We start from the raw sequence: 19,234 nt of genomic DNA, 5'->3' as shown, positions 1-19,234 counted from the left end.
ATTTTATTTAATTCTGCTGCAAAACAATCTGTGCAGCGCCGATCGCACCAGCATATTGAGAAAGCTCCTGATCGTAATAGACCGCCATCTTCGTATACTGTCCAATCAGTTTTGCCATCGTTTGACTATGAGATAAGCCCCCGGAAAAAAAGATCGGTCCTGTTTCTGGATTTACTTGCCTTAATTGATTGCTGATTCGGCTGGCGATCGAATGAAGAACACCTAAAGCAATATTCTCTCTTTTTTCACCTTTTCCGATCAAACTGATCACTTCAGATTCTGCGAAGACAGTACACATGCTGTTGATTTTTACTGGTACTGCATGCGCGACAAATGGATCGATCTGCTCAATTTTTTCACCTAACGTTCTCATCAGCACTTCTACAAAACGTCCAGTGCCAGCCGCACATTTATCATTCATACTAAAATCCAGCACTCTGCCAAACTGATCCATTCGAATCGCTTTGCTGTCCTGACCGCCAATATCGATCACATTTTTGATGCCGTCTCTCAAATAAGCGGCTCCTTTTGCATGACAAGTGATCTCTGTTACAATTTTGTCTGCCTGGATCAATTTCCGTCCATAACCTGTTGTAACAATAAACGTTTCTGGTGTATTACCTAATTCCGTAAAAATTTTTTCACTAGCTACTTTGGGGTCACCAGATGTTGATACGAGTTTCTTTTTTTGAAGTTTACCATGTTCAAAAAGAACGCCTTTAGTAGTTGTAGAGCCACTATCTAGACCAATCACTCGCATCGCTCTACTCCTCCAGCATTTCAATGAATGCGGCAACACGTGTATTGATTTGCTCGATATCTGCTGTCGAATAGTCCGTTTCCAAATAAAGATATGGAACATTCTTTTCTTCTTGGCAAAAACGGCGAACTTTCAATGATTCAATCGAATAGGGATGACATGACTGCAATACCATATCCAGCACGCCGTCAACTTGATATTCATCAATCATTCGATCCAGCAAATCAAAACGACTTGTATTATTCGACATACAGGCACAGCCAATATCGATATACTTTTCAGCTAACGCTTCATAGACATCTTCTTTTTCTTCATCGACTAATTTTTCCACCGCTTTAGCTACTGTACAATTTTCAAATCCTACGATCGTTCCACCGTTCTCCTCGACTGCACGGATAACTTTTTCAGTTACTCCGCCCATGGGAGAGCCTGTGATCAAAATGCGCGGCTTTCCTTGTGGCTGGTGTTTTTCAGGATACTGATCTTGAATAGTATTCGTTGTTGTTGTCAGTTTTTCGATCAAGCCCTCTTTTTCAAATGTATAATTTGCTCCGTACATCACCTTGAAAATTTCTGATCCTTCGATTGCTGGCGGATTTAATTTTCCTAGACCGTAAAAATTTTTGCGTGCTTCACGTTCTCTGTTTTTTAAACGGATCGCCTGACGGATTTGTTCCTCCGTAATTTCTACATCAAGAAATTCCTCCAGCTTTTCTTTGAAACGAACGATTTCATCTTTCCATAAATTGAAAGAAGCAGCTGAATTACGCATATTTGGTAATTGCATCAAATATAGCGGTTTAAATTCTTCCATATATTCATACATTTTTTTCTTGCCATCACATGTCGTTTCACCCACAACTAAGTCAGAAAAGTAAAAGAAAGGACATTTATCTGTTTTCCCAAAACCGTAACTTGATTTGATCAACGGGCAGAGATTTCTTGGTAGATCTTCCTCTGCTGCTGCGATGGTTTCATCTGAAGTAGAACATAAGCTGATTTGAACGGCATTTGCTGCTAAGACTATTTCTTCCGGCATAAATGTACAGTAGACACCGATCACAGGAATTCCTTGTTCTTTTAATTCTTTGACTTGAATGAATCCTTGACGACGTGCTTCGTCAAATTCAGTAAAAATTTCTGGGAGTTCTGTTTTGATCTGCATTTTTTTCCTCCTTACATAGATGCTATTGAGCGTTTTCTAAGACTGCTGAGATCTGATCATTTGTCGGTTTTACATGATAAAATAGTTCATAAAACTCTGCGACAGCTTGCTTGATATCAAGCTGATATTGCTCTGGATAAATCAATTGACCTAGCCATTGGATCCCGATGATTCGATTGACTGACGGTGGCGAACCTAAGAAATTATATGGCGCTGTCGGAATTTGGTACACTCTATTTTCTTTGACAGCAGTCAATTCTTTCCAAGACTCCTCTGTGGTGATCTGCTTGTAAACATCTTTTGAATCTGCAAGAATATAATCTGGCTGCCATTGGATCAATTGTTCCATCGAGACAACACTTCCAGCACCTTTAGAAACAATATCCACACCGACTGCAGCATTTTTAGCGCCTACCTCATCAATGACCTGAGCATGAAAAGAACCTTCAGCATTTGTATTTAAACCAGCATTTCCAGAAGCGTAATAAACACTTTTTTGATCTGCAGCTTTCAAGCTTCCTTTGACTTCCTTCGCTTGGGCCAATACTTTTTCACAATATGCACTTAACTGATCTGTTTCTTCTGTGTTGCCGAGCAACTCACCGATTTTTTGATAGGCTTCAGGTAGATTGCTCAGATTTGCCTCAATAAATATCGTAGGAATGTCTAACTGATCCTGTAATTTATCCATATCTTCTTTGACCGTTTTTTTAGCTTCACCGATATCGATCACAACATCTGGTTCTGCCGCACTAAGGGCTTCCATATTCAGACTGGCATTCTTACCGTAAAATTGACCAAACTCAGGTAAGGACTGGTATTTTTGATCAATAAATTCCTTTGATTCAGTTGAAAATGGACTCGCCAATCCAACTAACAAATCTGGTGAACTTGTATATAAAACAAGTTGTGCTAATGGACCAGAAGGAGCGATTTTTTCGATAGTATTTGGTATTTCCACGTCTCTTCCGGCAGAATCAGTAAATATTCGGGTCATCTTTTCTGACTGTGAACTACTGCTTTTACTGTCATTTGTTTGATCATTCTTGCCTGCACACCCTGTTATTACTACCGAGAGTAGCATAAGGACAACTAGCTGAATTGTTTTCTTTTTCATTCTTTCTACGCCTTTCTTTTTTCGATCATGACGGCATGACCGTATTTACTGAGTGGTAATCGCTCAGATGATTTTTTCGCTTGTAATTCAGTCAGAGTATTTTCATAAATAGTTCCTGCCAGTATGTCTATACCATGGTTGAACAAGCTGTTACTCAAAGGACAGCTGGAACCAACTAAAATGGTTTGTGCGTGTTCTGATAACTCCAATAGTCTAGGCAATGTTTTATTGATGATCGTTGAAGCGGTGATGTAAACAGTCGTCATCTTAGGAAGTAAGAATTCACATGCACTAGCTGGATAATCACCAATTCTAGGCTCTAATTCAAAGATGCTGATATTTTTGCTAAGTTCTGGATAACGATCGACAAATGGAAAATGGCCGATCATACCGATTTTTTGCTGATTGGGGTTTTCGATCAATCGATCAAAAGCATCTTTATGGTAGATTTTCTCTGTCTGAAACTGCTTTTTCACTTGTTTATTATCATTAAAAAAGCTATTGATTGCCGCTAATCCAAAACTGGCCTTTTCAAAATCCCAGGACTTAACAAGTGCTGCAACTTCTTGTAACTCCATCTGCTGATAGTATTCAAGATCCTGGTATTTTTTGGAAAACTTCATCGCCGTTCCAATCGTTTGATCATTGACCGCAAATGTCCAGCGTTCAGTTTGCGCTAGATCAGAAATCTTGATTCCAGAAGGAATGGCTTCAATCAATTCATCATATAGTTTCCACATGGTTCTCTCTCTTTCTAGTTGATCGTTCTCTTTTTAGGCAAACAAATTCGTTGCTGCTCCATTTCCAGCTCTCTCACAATGACTGGCACCTGATAAATTTCCTCCAATCGTTGGCTCGTCAATACCTCTTTTGGTGCTCCTTGAACAAGCAACTTTCCTTCTTGTAAAATCAATACCTGATCCCCATACTGCAATACATGATTAGGGTCATGAGTGGCCTGAATAATCAAATAGCCTTTTTTACTAAGGGTTCGAATCATCTCCAGCACCATGATCTGATTGCCATAATCCAAATTTGCACACGGTTCATCCATGATGATGATTTTACTCTGTTGAGCAACTGAACGGGCAATGATCACTAATTGTTGTTCGCCTCCGCTGATTTCAGAAAACAATTTCTGCTTTAAGTGTGCAATGTTCAAATCAACTAATGCAGCTTCTGCCAAATCATATTCCATTTTTCCAGGTTGCTGAAAATGGTTCAAACGAGAGGTCGTCCCCAACAAGACCATTTCGAAAACGGTAAATCCTGTTTGTCCATTTTGGGTCTGAGGAATATAAGATATGCATTTGGAAAGTTGACTTCTTGAGAAATGCTGAAGCTCTTTTCCTTCTATCTTGATCACTCCCGAGGTTGGTTTTACTATGTTCAGTAAGCATTTAAACAATGTACTTTTCCCAACCCCGTTCTTTCCTAGTAAACAAACGGATCGTCCGCAGTCCAACTCAAAAGAGATGTTCGTTAATATTTTTGATTTTCTATACGAAAAATTTAGATCTATCACTTGCAGCATATCGATCCCTCCAAAATCAAGCGTTAACAGCACGACTACTTTTAGCAATCAGAATAAGAAAAATCGGTGCACCAATAAACGAAGTCAGTATCCCGATCGGAATTTCACTTGTCGAGAGCAAGCGAGAAAAATCATCAACAAACAACAAAAATGTGCCGCCTAAAATAGCACTCACAGGAATGCTATAGCGATGATCGTTCCCTATAAGCAGACGTGAAAAATGAGGAACGATCAAACCGACCCAGCCAATCAAACCGCTAACAGAAACTGCAGCCGCTGTGATCAGTGTTGCCGCTGTAATCAAAACAATTCGTAATTGTCTACTGTTAACACCTAGGCTCAAGGCCTCTTCCTCCCCTAAAGAAAGGACATTCAAACGCCAGCGCAGTAGAAAAATCGGTATCATACCAACTAAAATAAGCGGCACAGCAAAATGAAGATCCTGTATTTTGATTGCAGATAGACTGCCCATCAGCCAATAAGTGATTGCAGGAAGTGTGTTGGTTGGATCACCGACCAGTTTTAAAAAAGAAACAGCAGACGAAAACAACGAACCGATCATCATCCCAATCAAAACCATGTTCAACACAGACTTACTTTTTAGCCAACGGTTCAATAGCAACACCACTGCGACAGCCAGTAAGCCAAAGAAAAACGATAACGAAATCACTTGTTCATAGGTCAATGAAAAGAACAATCCGACTGCAGCACCAAAGGCTGCTCCTTGTGAAGCACCCAAAATGTCTTGTGATATCATTGGATTTTGGAACAAAGCCTGATAGGTCGCACCAGCAACTGAAATGCCACTGCCGATCACTGCCGCCATAATAATTCTAGGAAAACGAATCTTAAATAAAATGGTTTCCACTTGAGTACTCCAAGTCTGCTCCAGCGGAATTATCTTATTGATCACTGCGCGCAAAAAATCAGTCAGCGTGATCGGATATTTTCCCAGTAAAAAGGAGACGATCAGTACAACAAAAAAGAGAAGGATCGTTCCCAAAAGTATGATTTTTTTGTGCCTAGATAATGATTGTCGCATCTCCACTGTGTCCACTCCCAAAAGAGGCTTTTATTTTTCTGCCCGCTTGATGATCAACTCTCCAGCAACACTTATTGCAAGCTCTGCCGGTGTTTCTGTTTTTATTTTTAAGCCGATCGGCATATTGATCCGATCGATCTCCTCAGTCTCGAATCCACATTCTTTCAACCGTTTGATCTGTATTGCTATTTTATGCTTACTTCCCATCACACCGATATAGTATGCGTTTGTCTTCAAAACTTGCTTCGACACTTCAAAATCGAATTGATGCCCTCTTGTCATAACAACAACATAATCTTCTTCGGTGATCTCGACTTTATCCATGATATTTTTTAGATCGAGTACAACACATTGGTCTGCCTCCGGGAAATATTCTTTTGTTAATAATTCGGGACGATCATCCAGTACAACACAGTAGAAGTCTACTGTTTTCAGTACAGGAACCAACGCTTGTGCAACATGTCCACCGCCGAATATATATACTTTCCCAGTGTTTATAAGAGATTCGACTAAAAATCGCTTGTCTGAATCAGAAACAATCGTCATTCCTTGTTTAAACATAAGCTTCTGAAGTTCTTTCGATTCCTCATTATAAAATCCAGTTTCACGACTATAAAAAGTTAAATGATTCGACGGTTGTTCACCTAATTCAGAAATCAGCCAACACGGTCGATTCTCTTGGTAGTGCTGGTTAAACTTCTGACAAATGACACTAACACTTGGTTCCTGGCAATCAATAAATTGAAAAAGTACTTCTACATTGCCGCCGCAAACCATGCCTAAGTCTGCAACATCGTTCGGCGCTAAAATAAACGTCTCAATTTTTGCTGCTTTTGTTTCCAGCACTTCCTTTGCCAGCTGTTCCGAACGGAATTCAACAGCACCACCGCCGATCGTTCCTGCAACCCGCCCGTTTTTATCGACCAGCATTCGTGCCCCTTCTCCTCGCGGTGTTGAACCAGAACTTGCAATGACTGAAACTAAAACAGTATCATTTTTATTCTTGATTGCCTGAGACAATCGGTCAAAAATCTCCTTCATGCTTTTTCCTCCAACTTTTCTAAATCCTCACTGAATATTTCATTAAAGTATTGATTCGTGATATGATAGGTCTTTTTTTGAAAAAGTAAAAATTTAGCAGTCAAGCGTTTTCCTTCTCTTGTTACTACAGACCCTCCGCCATTATTTCCTCCGACACTTTTATGCACCAATGGATAGCCTAATTCCTCTTCCGCTTTTTGAATCATTCGCCACGCTTTGTTGTATGACATTTTCATCTGTTTGGCTGCGGTATTCAAAGAGCCGGTTTGAGAGATCCTTTGGAGCAACTCGACAACACCTGGGCCAAAAAATATCCGATTCATACGCAACTTCAAATTCAGTGTGTAATTGAATTTTTCTTTTTCCTCCATATCGTCCCCTCCTTTTTTGATCATTTTCGTTATCCTCAAGAAAGATAACGGCTACCAAAAAAAATTACTCTTTCAAAAAAAGACGTAGCTTATCTTCTAGCAAGTCTTGATTCTCTTGCGTCAATGACATGATTTTTCCATTAGCTTTAATAATTTCTTGTTTTAATAATTCTCGTTGATGACTGATTTCAAGTTTCTCTAATGTATGCTGCTTTTGGTTTTGATAATTTTTTTCAGACTTAAATACCCCTAGAATTTTTTTTGATCGTCGAATCGTTGTCAGCAGCTCTTTAGTGAATTTGTCTGACAAGAGCTCTATTCCACCGATTTCATCTAAAAGTATTACTTGCTCTGATCGTCTCGCTTTACGAAGCAATTCACAGCCAAATTCTTCAAAAACCGCTAGATTATGATAACGTTTTCCATCTTCAGTATAAATAAAATAATGATCCTCATTGCTTTGAGAAGCTTTTACAGACGTAGATAAGTCCATTGCTGCCCTTAGTTCAAAACCAGTAATGTTTCCCAGTGCATCCCACCTTCGCTCGACATAGAACCCGCCGACTGGAATCGCCATTTCTTGTAATATTTTTTGCAGCATCGTCGATTTCCCGATAAATTTATCCCCCTGTAGAAAAAAATGTCTCATTCTTTCCTCCCTTTATATGCCCATTATTCCAATTGGTATTGAGGCAAAAATCAACTTTTCGCCTCAATCCATTTATTACCTTTAAGGAGAAAATCCTTACAGTTACTCAAGCGCTACTTCTTTTTCTTCTTTCAAAAGCACATTTAAGAGCACTGCAACGATCGTTGTTAAAATAACTTCTGAATTGCCAAAAATCGTTGTCACCCAAGGCGGAAATCCGCTCAAGCTACCAACAGATAATGTCACACCTATTCCAAAAGCTAAGGCAATTCCAACGACACCTGTATTTCTTGGTGTTAATTCTTGAGAGGAAATCATCCGAATACCCGTCATTGAGATCGAAGCGAAAACAGAAATCGTTGCCCCGCCGATCACAGCATAAGGAATCGTTGTCAAGATCGAAGCGACTTTTGGAACAAATCCTGCGACCAACAGAATGACAGAAGCAAAAACCATCACATATTTATTGATCACTCTTGTTACAGTTACTAACCCAACATTTTGACCAAAAGTAGCGACTGGAACTGAACCGAAAAAACTGCCGATAAAGTTTGAGAAACCGCTTCCCATAATTCCACCGGAAAGCTCTTTATCCGTTGGCTCGCGATCCATTGCACCAACAGTTGTAGCTGTAAACTGACCGATCGCCTGCACGGCATCGACAATAAACATGACCACTAAAGTCAAAATTGGAACGAGTTGAAAATCAAGCCCAAAATAAAGCGGTGTGATCACCTGAAACACTGATGCTTCTTGTACAGGGCCAAAATCGACCATCCCTAAAACTAACGATACGATATAACCAATGATCATTCCATTTAAAATGGACGATAATTTTAGAAAACCTTTAGAAAAATAATTAAAATAAAAGACTACTGCAAACGTCAGTAACGCAACCAGCCAGTTTTGAGCAGAACCAAAATCAGGACTGCCGGCACCACCGGCCATATACTTGATCGCTACTGGAAATAGAGATAATCCAATACTCAATATAACTGTACCAGTAACTAGCGGAGGAAACAATATCCGAATTTTTTTAATCGATAAACCAACTAAAATAACCAAGATACTGCCGACTAACTGTGACCCAAATATTGCGGCAATACCGAAATCTCCCCCAATAGCCATTAGAATCGGTACATAAGCAAAACTCGCTCCCATCATCACAGGCAGTCTAGAACCAACCTTCCCAAAAATCGGAAATAGCTGGATCAACGTAGCGATTGCTGAAAAAATCAGCGATGTCTGAATCATGATCGTTGTATCACCGGAATCTAGATTACAAACTTTGGCAATCATGATCCCTGGTGTAACGATCCCGACGACTGCTGCTACGACGTGTTGTAAGCCCATCGGAACAGCTTCTTTGATCGATAACTTGGCATCGTATTCGAACAATGCCTTTTCTTCCTTTTCACTCATAGGCAAGTTTCCTTCTTCTCTTTTTATTTTAAAAAGGACTGCACTTAACGAGTCTCAAAAATCCGCAACCCTTTTCTTTACGAAAGTCTTTCAAAAATCAATTTTTGACTGCGATTGCTTCTACTTCAAAAAGTCCGTTTTTTGGTAACTCACATACTTCTACACACGAACGAGCAGGAAGAGTGTTTGAGAAGTATTTTCCATAAATATCATTTATTTTAGCAAAATCTGACATATTCTTTAAAAAGACCGTTGTTTTTACCACATGGTCATAGGTCATACCTGCTTCTTTAAGAATAGCTCCTAGATTCGTTAGTGCTTGTTCTGCCTGTTGTTCAACTGTTTCCTTCATTTCACCACTTACAGGATCAAGTCCTAATTGTCCGGAAATGTATTGTGTCTGTCCTGCGAATACAGAATGTGAATACGGTCCTACTGCTGCTGGTGCATTTGCTGAATTGATCATTTTATTTGTCATCTACTTCACTCCTATTCCTATTTGAATTCGTTAGTTTCTTTATTGTTGAATGGTTGTTCCTGTCTTACCAAGAATCCCATCTTTCGCTTTTTCTAAAAGAGTGATCAACGTTTTACGTCCTGGTTTTGATTCTGCAAATTGAATCGCTGCTTCAACTTTCGGCAACATCGATCCAGGCGCAAACTGACCATCTTTGGCATGTTGCTTCATTTCATCGATCGTAACATTCGTTAATTCTTTTTGTGTTGGTTTACCAAAATCGACACATACTTTTTCAACAGCTGTCAAAATGATCAATAAATCAGCATCTACCAATTCTGCTAGTAATTCACTACAAAAGTCTTTATCGATCACTGCTGGAACACCGCTCAAATGATTGCCTTCCTTAACGACTGGAATTCCACCGCCGCCACAAGCAATCACTGTTTGGCCAGACTTGATCAATGATGTGATCGTTTCAACTTCAATGATTTCTTTTGGTTTTGGTGAAGCAACGACTTGGCGATAGCCTCTACCTGAATCTTCAACGACTGTTACGTGTTTCTCTTTCACTAATTGATCGGCTTCTTCTTTAGACATAAAACGTCCGATCGGTTTTGCTGGACGCTCAAAAGCTGGATCATTTGGATCTACACCGACTTGAGTGATCACCGTTGCTACAGGCTGTGTGACATCACGGTTTAGCAATTCTTCCCGAAGAGCATTTTGTAAATCATACCCAATATAGCTTTGACTCATGGCTACGCAGACCGATAATGGAACTGTTGGATATTTTTCAGGATTGCTTAAGGAAAGTTCTTCCATCGCTAATTGGATCATCCCAACTTGAGGACCATTCCCATGTGATAAAATCACTTCATATCCTGCTTCGATCAAATCCGCGATTGCTTTTGATGTTTCTTTGACTGCGGTCATTTGTTCTGTTAAATTATCCCCTAAGGCATTTCCGCCAAGGGCAACGACTACTCGTTTTACCATTCAATCATCCACCTTATCGTTTCGATATTTTAGTAAAAAAGTAAGATGCTTTCTCTTCAATAAATCCTGTCAATGAGTGTTAAGAAAAATCTGAATTGTGCATGAAGTGGTCAGAACCTGTGGACAGCAGATTCGTCTCAAAACAACTTTTTCTTAACCGATAGCCAATATAAATGGACTTGGAAAGGTCTTATTATCATTTCAATGGTATTTCTAAAAGAGAGCAAATTATTTTACTAATAACTATCATCATTGATAGAAAAAGCATCTCACTTCATGCCAATGATCTTTACACCGTTTATTTTACTTCTCTCGGTGTCGCTTTTTGTTCAAGCTCTTTCAATGTTTGTTGCGGGCTCTTCACTTTACTTAAGAAGATCATTGCCGCAATGATATATGGTTTGTAACTAGCTTCTTTGTATAGAGGAACACGGTAACGATCAAAGACAGAGGCAGCTACTTCTCCTTCTTCACAGCTAACACCAGTGATATCAGCAGGCAAGCAGTGCATATATAATGCTTTGCCGTCTTTTGTCGTTTTCATCAATTCTTCCGTACATTCCCAATCTTTATGGTTGGAATTATCTGCTAATAATTCTTTTTCTAGCGCATCGATCCCAGCTTGATCGCCTTCACCGTATAATTGTGTGCGTTTTTCCATCGCTGCAAATGGTGCCCAGCTCTTAGGATAAACAACATCAGCATCTTTGAACGCTTCTGCCATGCTATTTGTTTTCGTAAATGAACCGCCTGATTCAGCAGCATTTTTCTTCGCCACTTCTTCTACTTCCGGCATGATCTCATAGCCCTCTGGATGAGCTAAAACAACGTCCATCCCTAAACGTGTCATCAAACCAACGATTCCTTGAGGAACTGATAATGGTTTGCCGTAAGATGGAGAATAAGCCCAAGTCATAGCGATTTTCTTGCCTTTAAGGTTTTCAACGCCGCCAAATTCGTGAATCAAATGAAGTGCATCTGCCATCGCTTGTGTCGGATGATCGATATCACATTGTAAATTGACTAATGTCGGACGTTGTTCTAATACGCCATCCTTATGTCCTTCTTGAACAGATTCAGATACCTCATGCATATAGGCATTTCCTTTACCGATATACATATCATCCCGAATCCCAATGATATCTGCCATAAATGAAATCATGTTTGCTGTTTCACGAACTGTTTCACCATGAGAAATTTGACTTTTTCCTTCATCTAAATCTTGAACTTCTAATCCTAAAAGGTTACAAGCAGATGCAAAACTAAAACGAGTTCTCGTTGAGTTGTCACGGAATAAGGAAATTCCTAATCCGCTATCGAAAATTTTCGTAGAGATATTGTTTTCACGTAAATAACGTAGCGTATCAGCTACTGTAAAGACCGCTTCTAGTTCATCACGTGTTTTTTCCCAAGTTAAGAAAAAGTCATTTTCATACATTTTATCAAATTCTAATTTGTCCAATTTTGCAATATATTCGTTAAAAGTTTCCATGTTATTTCTCCCTTTTGATTAGTAATAGCGAAAGGACCGCCCTGATGTCCTTTACTCATCAGGACGATCATTCGATGATTCCTATTATTTTTTTTGAGACTCACTTTCTTGCGAGATAACTTAGTTGTTTTCGCAATAAACACTTGGCAATGCAGCATAAACTGCTGCACAACGAACCAAATCGTCTTTCCATGTTTTTTCATTTGGCGCATGTGCTTGTGCTTCGGCACCAGGTCCGAATCCAATACATGGAATGCCGTTACGGCCCATGATCGATACACCATTGGTTGAGAAGGTCCATTTATCAAGAAGCGGACGAGCTTTACGCATTTCAATAGTTTCTTTTGAGCCTTCACGTTCTTCACCGTAAAGATTTCTGTGTGTTTCCATCAATGCTTTCGTTACACCATGGTCTTCTGGGATCACCCATGTTGGGAAGTAACATTCGATCGGGTAAGACAAGCCTGTGTAAGATGGACGATCATAGTCATACATTGATACAACAACATCATCACCATATTTTTTAACTGCCGGTAATTGACGAATCTCTTCTAGACAGCTTTCCCATGTTTCGCCTGCAGTCATACGGCGGTCTAATGAAACAGTACAACCATCAGCAACTGCACAACGGCTTGGAGAAGAGTGGAAAATTTGCGAAGCTGTAACGGTTCCTCGACCTAAGAAACGAGCTTCTTTCCATTCTGGATTGTATTTTGGATCAAGCATGCGAACTAAACCTCTGATCGCTGTACTTTCTGTGTCGCCATTATTATTCAATGCACGCACATCTTGTAAAATATCTGCCATTTTATAAATCGCATTGTCTCCACGTTCGGGTGCAGAGCCATGACATGAAACACCTTTAACTTCAACTTTGATTTCCATACGTCCACGTTGCCCACGGTAAATTCCGCCATCCGTCGGTTCAGTTGACACAACAAATTCTGGACGAATGTTGTCTTCTTTGATGATATATTGCCAACATAAGCCATCGCAGTCTTCTTCTTGCACAGTCACTGTAACTAATGCTGTATATTTTTCAGATAATAGACCTAAGTCTTTCATGATTTTTGCACCGTAGATAGCAGAAACGATCCCGCCCTCTTGGTCAGAAGTCCCACGACCACCGATTTCTGTATCTGTTTCGTATCCGTCATATGGATCAAATTCCCAGTTGCTCATTTCACCGATTCCAACTGTATCCATATGTCCGTCAAAAGCAATTAGCTTTTTACCAGTTCCCATATATCCTAATAAGTTTCCTTGAGGATCAACTTCGACTTTATCAAATCCTAGTTTTTCCATTTCTGCTTTCGCACAATCCATTTTTGCGCCTTCTTCAGCACTTTCTCCCGGAATCTTTACAAGATCACGTAAGAACTTGATCATGTCTGCTCTGTAACCTTCTGCTGCTGCGTTAATTGCTTTGAAATCCATTTACCATTACCCCCATAAGATTTTTTTATAATTATCTGGATCTGTATCGCCTTCTGTTGAAAACATCAAGACGGTAGAATTTTCATCCAGTTTCAAGACATCACGTAATTCTTTGTACTCGGGATCTTTCATAGCAGTTGCTACTAAGCCCATTGCTACAGCTCCTGATTCTCCTGAAATCACTTGCGGATCACCTTTTAATGGCGCTCCGAGCATTCTCATTCCTTTTTCTGAAACCCAATCTGGTGCTGAAACAAAAACAGACGTGTGATTTTCCAAAATATCGAATGAAATCGTATTTGGTTCACCGCAGGCAAGCCCTGCCATGATCGTTTGTAAGTCTCCTTCAACAAAACGAATCTTGCCGTCTTTTTCGATCGCCGATTTATATAAACAATCTGCAGCTTGTGCTTCAACAACGACCATGGTCGGAGGATTATCCGGATACAAATTGGCGAAATACCCAACGACTGCCCCAGCCAAGCTTCCCACACCTGCCTGAACGAATACGTGTGTTGGACGCTTATTTCCTACTTCTTCTAATTGTTTAGATGCTTCTAAAGCCATTGTTCCATAGCCTTGCATGATCCAGGTCGGGATTTTCTCATAGCCGTCCCACGCAGTATCTTGGACCATGACACCGTTTTCAGTTTCTTCAGCCATTTTATTAGCCATCCGAACGCACTCATCATAATTCACTTCTTCGATCGTGACTTTGGCGCCTTCTTTTTCAATGTTTTCCTTCCGTGTTTGTGTTGAACCTTTCGGCATTAGCACAACTGATTTTTGCCCTAATTTATTTGCCGCCCAGGCAACACCACGCCCGTGATTTCCATCAGTTGCTGTAAAGAATGTTGCTTGACCGAATTCATCACGCAGCTTATCAGAGGTTAAAACATCGTAGGTCAGATCAGATACATCTTTCCCTAATTTTTCTGCAATGTAATTTGCCATCGCAAATGAACCGCCAAGTACTTTAAAGGCATTCAATCCGAAGCGATAGGATTCATCTTTAACAAAGAAGTCTTTTAATCCTAAATATTCAGCCATATTTTTTACTTCAGCCAATGGCGTTTGGCTATATTGCGGAAAACTCTGATGAAAAGCCAACGCTTTTTCAATCGAATCCTTCGACATCAGTGATAAATACTGATCGTCTGTTTTAGGCATTTCATTTGCCGTCCATTTTATTTTTTCCAAAAATGTTCCCCTCCGTATTTATTATTTAAATCAACATGGGTTGATTGATTCCATTACTTATTTTGACCGATCGTTCTAAAAACAAATCGACCTTTTTTCTCTTTGAACATCTGCCCCTCTTCAGCAACTTTTTGCCCTCTAAGATAGACAGAACGAGCAGCTCCTTCTGTTTCAAAACCGTCATAAGGGGTATAATCCACATTTTGCAGCTGTGTCGCCGCAGAAATCACACCTGATTTTTCTGGATCCCAAACAACGATATCTGCATCACTGCCTCGTTGGATCACACCTTTTTGCGGATACAATGCAAACTGCTTGGCAATGTCTTCCGAAAGAAGTCCCACCATACGTTCTAGGGTGATTTTATTTGCTGCTACGCCATGGGTATAAATCAGTTCCGGCCTTGTTTCTACACCAGGCATCCCATTTGGAATTTTACTGAAATCAGTTCTTCCGATCGTTTTTTGTCCTTCGAAATTAAAGCTGCAATGATCGGTAGAGATCGTATCGACTGTCCCTTCAATAACACCTGTCCATAAAGCCGCTTGATCTTCTATCGAACGTAACGGCGGTGAGCAAACGTATTTAGCTCCCTCAAAATCCGGACCATCATACAGATGTTCGTCCAAAACTAGGTATTGCGGACAAGTTTCAACATACACTTTTTGCCCTCTTTCACGGGCCCGGCGAACAGCTTCCAGAGAACGTTTTGTGCTAAGATGCACAATATTCACTGGCAAATCTGCTAGATCAGCAATCATTAGATAACGCTCTACCGCCTCTGCTTCAACAGAATCTGGTCTCGTTAGCGGATGATAATGAGGACTTACTTTTCCTTCTGCTACAAATTTAGCAATCATTTCATTGACCATGTCGCCATTTTCACAATGGATACCAAGCATGCCGCCAAACGTTCGAATTTCCTGCATTGCTTCAAAAATTTCAGCATCCTTTGTTCGTAGATTATCGTAAGCCATATACATCTTGAAAGAAGTGATTCCAGCATCGATCATCTCTTTGATCTCTGCTTTGATTTCAGGATTCCATTCAATGATCGACATGTGATACGTATAATCACATGAACTATTTCCTTCAGCTAAATGATCCCAAGCAGCCAAGCAGTCTTTCAACGAACTGCCTTTGCTTGGTGTGGCCATATCGATAACGGTCGTTGTTCCCTTGGCAACAGCGGCTTTACTGCCTGTGTAAAAATTATCAGCTGTCCCCATCGAACCTTTTCCATTATTCAATTCTAAATGCGTATGCGCATCGATAAATCCCGGTAGTAAAAAACATCCTGTGACATCTTCTACCTCGGACTCACCTATTGCTAAATTTGTTCCCATTTCAATGATCGTTTCACCGTCCAGCCTGACATCCAGCTGGCGACGATCGTTTGCGGAGACTACAACTCCGCCTTTCAATAGAATAGACATATTTTAACCTCCATCGATTCAGAAGTTGTTTTTTGGGCAACTCATGTCTTTTTACATTTGCATACAATAATCATAGCTTTCGATCATCGTATCCATCAATTCAATTAAGTCTTCCGGAATATCAAGGCCAGCCTGATCCAAACGAATAGTTGAAACATTGCCCCATAAACGAACCAAGCAAGCTTTTTCTCTCGGATCGATCACATAGAATCCGGAGTTTGTACTATCGTTGAAATCAGCTTCGGTATTAAACAATGTGAATTTGTCCTTGTATGGTGCACTTGCGTAGGGACAGAAGGTTTCACAGTTACCACATTCATTACACATCCGATCTACATGGACGATTTGCGGTTGCCCTTTCACTGTTACAACGATATTGGCGCGGTTTGGACAAACATCCATACAAGATTCACAAATCGTTGAACATTCCAAGCAATTTGAAGCTTGGCCGCACAATGCTTCATTTGGTTCAAGAATGCCGCGTTTATTGCGAACTGAAGCAACATCGCTGTTCAAATTTGTTTGCTCATAATGTTCATTATGGATTTGGCAAATATTGCTGGCAGCTTTTGTCGCATCTGCAATTGCTTCGACGATCGTTGCCGGACCTAAATTCGCATCACCGATCACGTAAACATCTTTTAAATTTGTTTCAAGTGTTTCTTGATTTGAAACAACCTTTCCATACTGATCAGTTGTAATACCGATCGATTGGTAAAAATCAGTATCGACTTTTTCACCAACTGCCGCAATCACTGTATCTGCTGGAACCTCTGTGAATTCACCTGTACCGACTGGTCTACGACGCCCCGAAGCATCACGTTCACCTAAACGCATTTTTTCACAAGTCAGTATACCGTTCTCTAATTTAACTGGTGATAATAACTCTAAAAATTCTACGCCATCTTCCAAAGCAAAGTACAATTCTTCTTCATCCGCCGGCATATTTCGTTTGTCACGACGATAAACGACAGAAACTTTTTTCACGCCTGGCAGCGTAGTGGCTGCTCTTGCGCAGTCCATCGCTGTATTTCCTCCGCCGACAACGACGATTTGTTCACCGTATGGATTGACTTGAGTGTTTTCTCTATTTGCTTTTAAGAATTCAAGTGAGTTTATTGCCTCTCCAGATTCAAGTCTCAATTTGCCATGTTTCCAGGCACCGATCGCATAAATGACATTCGTGTAGCCTTGTGCTCTCAATTCTTCTAAACTTGGTGCCGCTTGTCCTGTTTTAAATTCTGCGCCCATGAATTTCGCCATTTCAACATCATTTTGAACAGATTTCATTGAAATTCTGAATTCTGGAACGATCTGACTACAAACACCGCCGATCATATCAGCTTTTTCAAAAACTGTTACCGGCATTCCTTCACGAGCAAGTAAGAAGCCAGCCGAAATTCCAGCAGGTCCCCCACCGACAACTGCCGTTTTAACAGCATTTTCTTTACGAACCGGTTTCGTCATCGAAGCCATTAATTCATCATAAGCATGCTCAGCAGCTTCCAGTTTTGCTTCACGGATCTTGATCGAGCCTTCATAGAATTGACGTGTACATTTCGTCATACATGGATGAGCACAAATCGTTCCAGTGATGAATGGTAACGGATTCTTATCAACGATCACTTTCAGTGCTTCTAAATAGTTGCCTTCGCTCACATAACGGAGGTAAGCCGGAATATCCTGATTGATTGGACAGCCGCCATCACTTCGACATGGAGCTGTATAACAGTTTGTCAACGGAACAGTTGTCCGAAGCTTAGGACTTTCTGGTAATTTAATCGATTTTTTATAGCGACTTTGCGTTTTTGCTTTCTCAACGATTCGCCCTAATTTTTCCAAGTTTACTTGCACATCCGTTGGATAATCCGAATCACCCAATAAATTGGCCACCTGATTCATTCGTTGATAACCGCCCGGCTTTAATAATGTCGTTGCCATCGTGATCGGCCAAATCCCAGCATCAAAAATGTCTTTGATGTTAAAAATATCTGCTCCGCCAGAGTATGAAATTTGCAGTTTGCCATCAAAGGCATCTGATAATTTTTTGGCAAGAGAAATACTTAATGGGAATAATGACCGCCCGGACATGTACATTTCATCTCCTGGAAGCTCATCTTCTGCGATCCCCACAGGAAATGTATTCGTGATTTTCACACCAAAGTTCAATCCTTTGCTGTCTGCTAATTTTTGCAGTCGTTGCAGCATCGGCACTGCATCTTCAAATTGCAGATCTTCTAGGAAATGATGATCATCAAACACCATATAATCAAAACCTAAATCGTCCATTGTTTGACGTGTGTATTCATAACCAAGCATCGTTGGATTACATTTGATGAATGAATTAAGACCTTTCGTTTCCAATAAATAGGTCGTGATTCGCTCGATCTCATCTGATGGACAACCGTGCAATGTTGATAATGTGATGGAACGACACACGTTTGGACTGATGCTGTCAATATATGCTTTATCAATATGCTTGAACTGCGGCAAATACTTATACGCAGCTTCAATACACTCTGCCCAAATCGGTGTGCCTTGTGCATCTTGCATATCGGTAATATATTTATCAATTTTCGGAGACTGAATTCCTGCTAAGTCATATCCAACACTCATGTTAAAGATAAACCCGTCCGGATCGCCCAATCCCAATTCTTTACTCAACAGTTTTAAAATAAACCATGCTTTGACATATTCATCATACGCTTGCGGTACTTTTAATTCTGTCGACCATTCGACGTTATAACACTCATCAGCCGCAGTAATACAAGGTTTACTAACAGGCAAATCCTCTCCATCGATGATCTGTACTGTTTTCACTTCAAAAAAACGTGAACCAGTTAAATAAGAAGCAATGATGTTTTGTGATAATTGCGTATGCGGTCCAGCAGCAGGACCACACGGTGTCTCCATTTTTTCACCAAAAAGCGGAATTGTTTTAGTTGGGTCTGCTTTGTAAAACTTTCGTACGCCGAAAATAGTTGATTCATTTTTATATTCGTTTAAAATCCAGTTCAATAACCCATCGACCGAGATCGGATGCATGATGTCACTCATGTGTGTCACTCCTTTTTTAGTTTTCTGCTTTGTTAAGATCAGCTTGAACAAAGGG

17 protein-coding genes are annotated in these 19,234 nt (G+C 40.2%); all 17 read right to left on the bottom strand.

From position 1 onward, the window contains the following. Positions 1-7: 7 nt before the first annotated feature. A complete protein-coding gene (locus tag IGI58_RS15040) occupies positions 8-760 on the bottom strand; it encodes an acyl-CoA dehydratase activase (RefSeq protein WP_429952760.1) in 753 nt (250 codons plus the stop codon). 4 nt (positions 761-764) lie between these two features. Then, entirely contained in the window at positions 765-1,925 is a 1,161-nt protein-coding gene (locus IGI58_RS15035) for a double-cubane-cluster-containing anaerobic reductase (RefSeq protein ID WP_429952761.1), read from the bottom strand. A 22-nt stretch (positions 1,926-1,947) separates the two neighbouring features. After that, positions 1,948-3,042, bottom strand: a complete 1,095-nt coding sequence (locus tag IGI58_RS15030) for an ABC transporter substrate-binding protein (protein WP_429952762.1) — start codon at positions 3,040-3,042, stop codon at positions 1,948-1,950. Positions 3,043-3,047: 5 nt separating this feature from the next. Beyond that, positions 3,048-3,782, bottom strand: a complete 735-nt coding sequence (locus IGI58_RS15025; protein ID WP_429952763.1) for a Rossmann-like domain-containing protein — start codon at positions 3,780-3,782, stop codon at positions 3,048-3,050. Positions 3,783-3,796: 14 nt separating this feature from the next. Continuing rightward, positions 3,797-4,576, bottom strand: coding sequence for an ABC transporter ATP-binding protein (locus tag IGI58_RS15020; protein WP_429952764.1), 780 nt, complete (start codon positions 4,574-4,576; stop codon positions 3,797-3,799). A gap of 16 nt (positions 4,577-4,592) precedes the next feature. Next, positions 4,593-5,618 carry a FecCD family ABC transporter permease gene (locus IGI58_RS15015; RefSeq protein WP_429955276.1) on the bottom strand — a complete coding sequence of 342 codons (1,026 nt, stop codon included), beginning with the start codon at positions 5,616-5,618 and terminating at the stop codon, positions 4,593-4,595. 30 nt (positions 5,619-5,648) lie between these two features. Continuing rightward, positions 5,649-6,659, bottom strand: a complete 1,011-nt coding sequence (locus tag IGI58_RS15010; protein ID WP_429952765.1) for an XdhC family protein — start codon at positions 6,657-6,659, stop codon at positions 5,649-5,651. Then, a complete protein-coding gene (locus IGI58_RS15005) occupies positions 6,656-7,030 on the bottom strand; it encodes a winged helix-turn-helix domain-containing protein (protein ID WP_429952766.1) in 375 nt (124 codons plus the stop codon). The genes IGI58_RS15010 and IGI58_RS15005 overlap by 4 nt, the downstream gene beginning before the upstream one ends. A gap of 64 nt (positions 7,031-7,094) precedes the next feature. Continuing rightward, positions 7,095-7,679, bottom strand: a complete 585-nt coding sequence (locus tag IGI58_RS15000) for a nucleoside-triphosphatase (RefSeq protein ID WP_429952767.1) — start codon at positions 7,677-7,679, stop codon at positions 7,095-7,097. A gap of 102 nt (positions 7,680-7,781) precedes the next feature. Continuing rightward, positions 7,782-9,101 (bottom strand): nucleobase:cation symporter-2 family protein, encoded by a 1,320-nt coding sequence (locus IGI58_RS14995; RefSeq protein ID WP_087639773.1) that lies wholly within the window; start codon positions 9,099-9,101, stop codon positions 7,782-7,784. A 97-nt stretch (positions 9,102-9,198) separates the two neighbouring features. Further along, the gene (locus tag IGI58_RS14990) at positions 9,199-9,579 is read right to left on the bottom strand and encodes a RidA family protein (protein WP_087639772.1); all 381 of its coding nucleotides are present in this window, start codon (positions 9,577-9,579) and stop codon (positions 9,199-9,201) included. Positions 9,580-9,618: 39 nt separating this feature from the next. Further along, a complete protein-coding gene (gene arcC, locus IGI58_RS14985; protein ID WP_429952768.1) occupies positions 9,619-10,557 on the bottom strand; it encodes a carbamate kinase in 939 nt (312 codons plus the stop codon). A gap of 298 nt (positions 10,558-10,855) precedes the next feature. After that, entirely contained in the window at positions 10,856-12,049 is a 1,194-nt protein-coding gene (gene ygeW / locus IGI58_RS14980) for a knotted carbamoyltransferase YgeW (protein ID WP_087639770.1), read from the bottom strand. A 120-nt stretch (positions 12,050-12,169) separates the two neighbouring features. Continuing rightward, complete coding sequence (locus tag IGI58_RS14975) at positions 12,170-13,486, bottom strand: YgeY family selenium metabolism-linked hydrolase (protein WP_429952769.1); 1,317 nt, start codon at positions 13,484-13,486, stop codon at positions 12,170-12,172. 6 nt (positions 13,487-13,492) lie between these two features. Next, a complete protein-coding gene (dpaL, locus tag IGI58_RS14970) occupies positions 13,493-14,686 on the bottom strand; it encodes a diaminopropionate ammonia-lyase (RefSeq protein WP_429952770.1) in 1,194 nt (397 codons plus the stop codon). Positions 14,687-14,739: 53 nt separating this feature from the next. Continuing rightward, positions 14,740-16,122 carry a dihydropyrimidinase gene (gene hydA, locus IGI58_RS14965; protein ID WP_429952771.1) on the bottom strand — a complete coding sequence of 461 codons (1,383 nt, stop codon included), beginning with the start codon at positions 16,120-16,122 and terminating at the stop codon, positions 14,740-14,742. 51 nt (positions 16,123-16,173) lie between these two features. Then, on the bottom strand, positions 16,174-19,179 hold the full coding sequence (gene ygfK, locus IGI58_RS14960) for a putative selenate reductase subunit YgfK (protein ID WP_429952773.1): 3,006 nt from the start codon (positions 19,177-19,179) through the stop codon (positions 16,174-16,176). Between the last annotated feature and the right edge of the window lie 55 nt (positions 19,180-19,234).

This window comes from Enterococcus sp. AZ020, from assembly GCF_050499205.1.
Taxonomy (GTDB): Bacteria; Bacillota; Bacilli; order Lactobacillales; family Enterococcaceae; genus Enterococcus_L; species Enterococcus_L dunnyi.
This window is presented reverse-complemented; position numbering and strand designations above follow the sequence as displayed.

Excerpts from the sequence above, each read along its gene's own strand:
- IGI58_RS15015 (WP_429955276.1), bottom strand. The coding sequence starts at position 5,618 with ATGCGACAATCATTATCTAGGCACAAAAAAATCATACTTTTGGGAACG.
- hydA (WP_429952771.1), bottom strand. The coding sequence starts at position 16,122 with ATGTCTATTCTATTGAAAGGCGGAGTTGTAGTCTCCGCAAACGATCGT.
- IGI58_RS15030 (WP_429952762.1), bottom strand. The coding sequence starts at position 3,042 with ATGAAAAAGAAAACAATTCAGCTAGTTGTCCTTATGCTACTCTCGGTA.
- arcC (WP_429952768.1), bottom strand. The coding sequence starts at position 10,557 with ATGGTAAAACGAGTAGTCGTTGCCCTTGGCGGAAATGCCTTAGGGGAT.
- IGI58_RS15020 (WP_429952764.1), bottom strand. The coding sequence starts at position 4,576 with ATGCTGCAAGTGATAGATCTAAATTTTTCGTATAGAAAATCAAAAATA.
- ygeW (WP_087639770.1), bottom strand. The coding sequence starts at position 12,049 with ATGGAAACTTTTAACGAATATATTGCAAAATTGGACAAATTAGAATTT.
- IGI58_RS14995 (WP_087639773.1), bottom strand. The coding sequence starts at position 9,101 with ATGAGTGAAAAGGAAGAAAAGGCATTGTTCGAATACGATGCCAAGTTA.
- IGI58_RS15025 (WP_429952763.1), bottom strand. The coding sequence starts at position 3,782 with ATGTGGAAACTATATGATGAATTGATTGAAGCCATTCCTTCTGGAATC.
- IGI58_RS15035 (WP_429952761.1), bottom strand. The coding sequence starts at position 1,925 with ATGCAGATCAAAACAGAACTCCCAGAAATTTTTACTGAATTTGACGAA.
- IGI58_RS15010 (WP_429952765.1), bottom strand. The coding sequence starts at position 6,659 with ATGAAGGAGATTTTTGACCGATTGTCTCAGGCAATCAAGAATAAAAAT.
- IGI58_RS15000 (WP_429952767.1), bottom strand. The coding sequence starts at position 7,679 with ATGAGACATTTTTTTCTACAGGGGGATAAATTTATCGGGAAATCGACG.
- IGI58_RS15040 (WP_429952760.1), bottom strand. The coding sequence starts at position 760 with ATGCGAGTGATTGGTCTAGATAGTGGCTCTACAACTACTAAAGGCGTT.
- IGI58_RS15005 (WP_429952766.1), bottom strand. The coding sequence starts at position 7,030 with ATGGAGGAAAAAGAAAAATTCAATTACACACTGAATTTGAAGTTGCGT.
- ygfK (WP_429952773.1), bottom strand. The coding sequence starts at position 19,179 with ATGAGTGACATCATGCATCCGATCTCGGTCGATGGGTTATTGAACTGG.
- IGI58_RS14990 (WP_087639772.1), bottom strand. The coding sequence starts at position 9,579 with ATGACAAATAAAATGATCAATTCAGCAAATGCACCAGCAGCAGTAGGA.
- IGI58_RS14975 (WP_429952769.1), bottom strand. The coding sequence starts at position 13,486 with ATGGATTTCAAAGCAATTAACGCAGCAGCAGAAGGTTACAGAGCAGAC.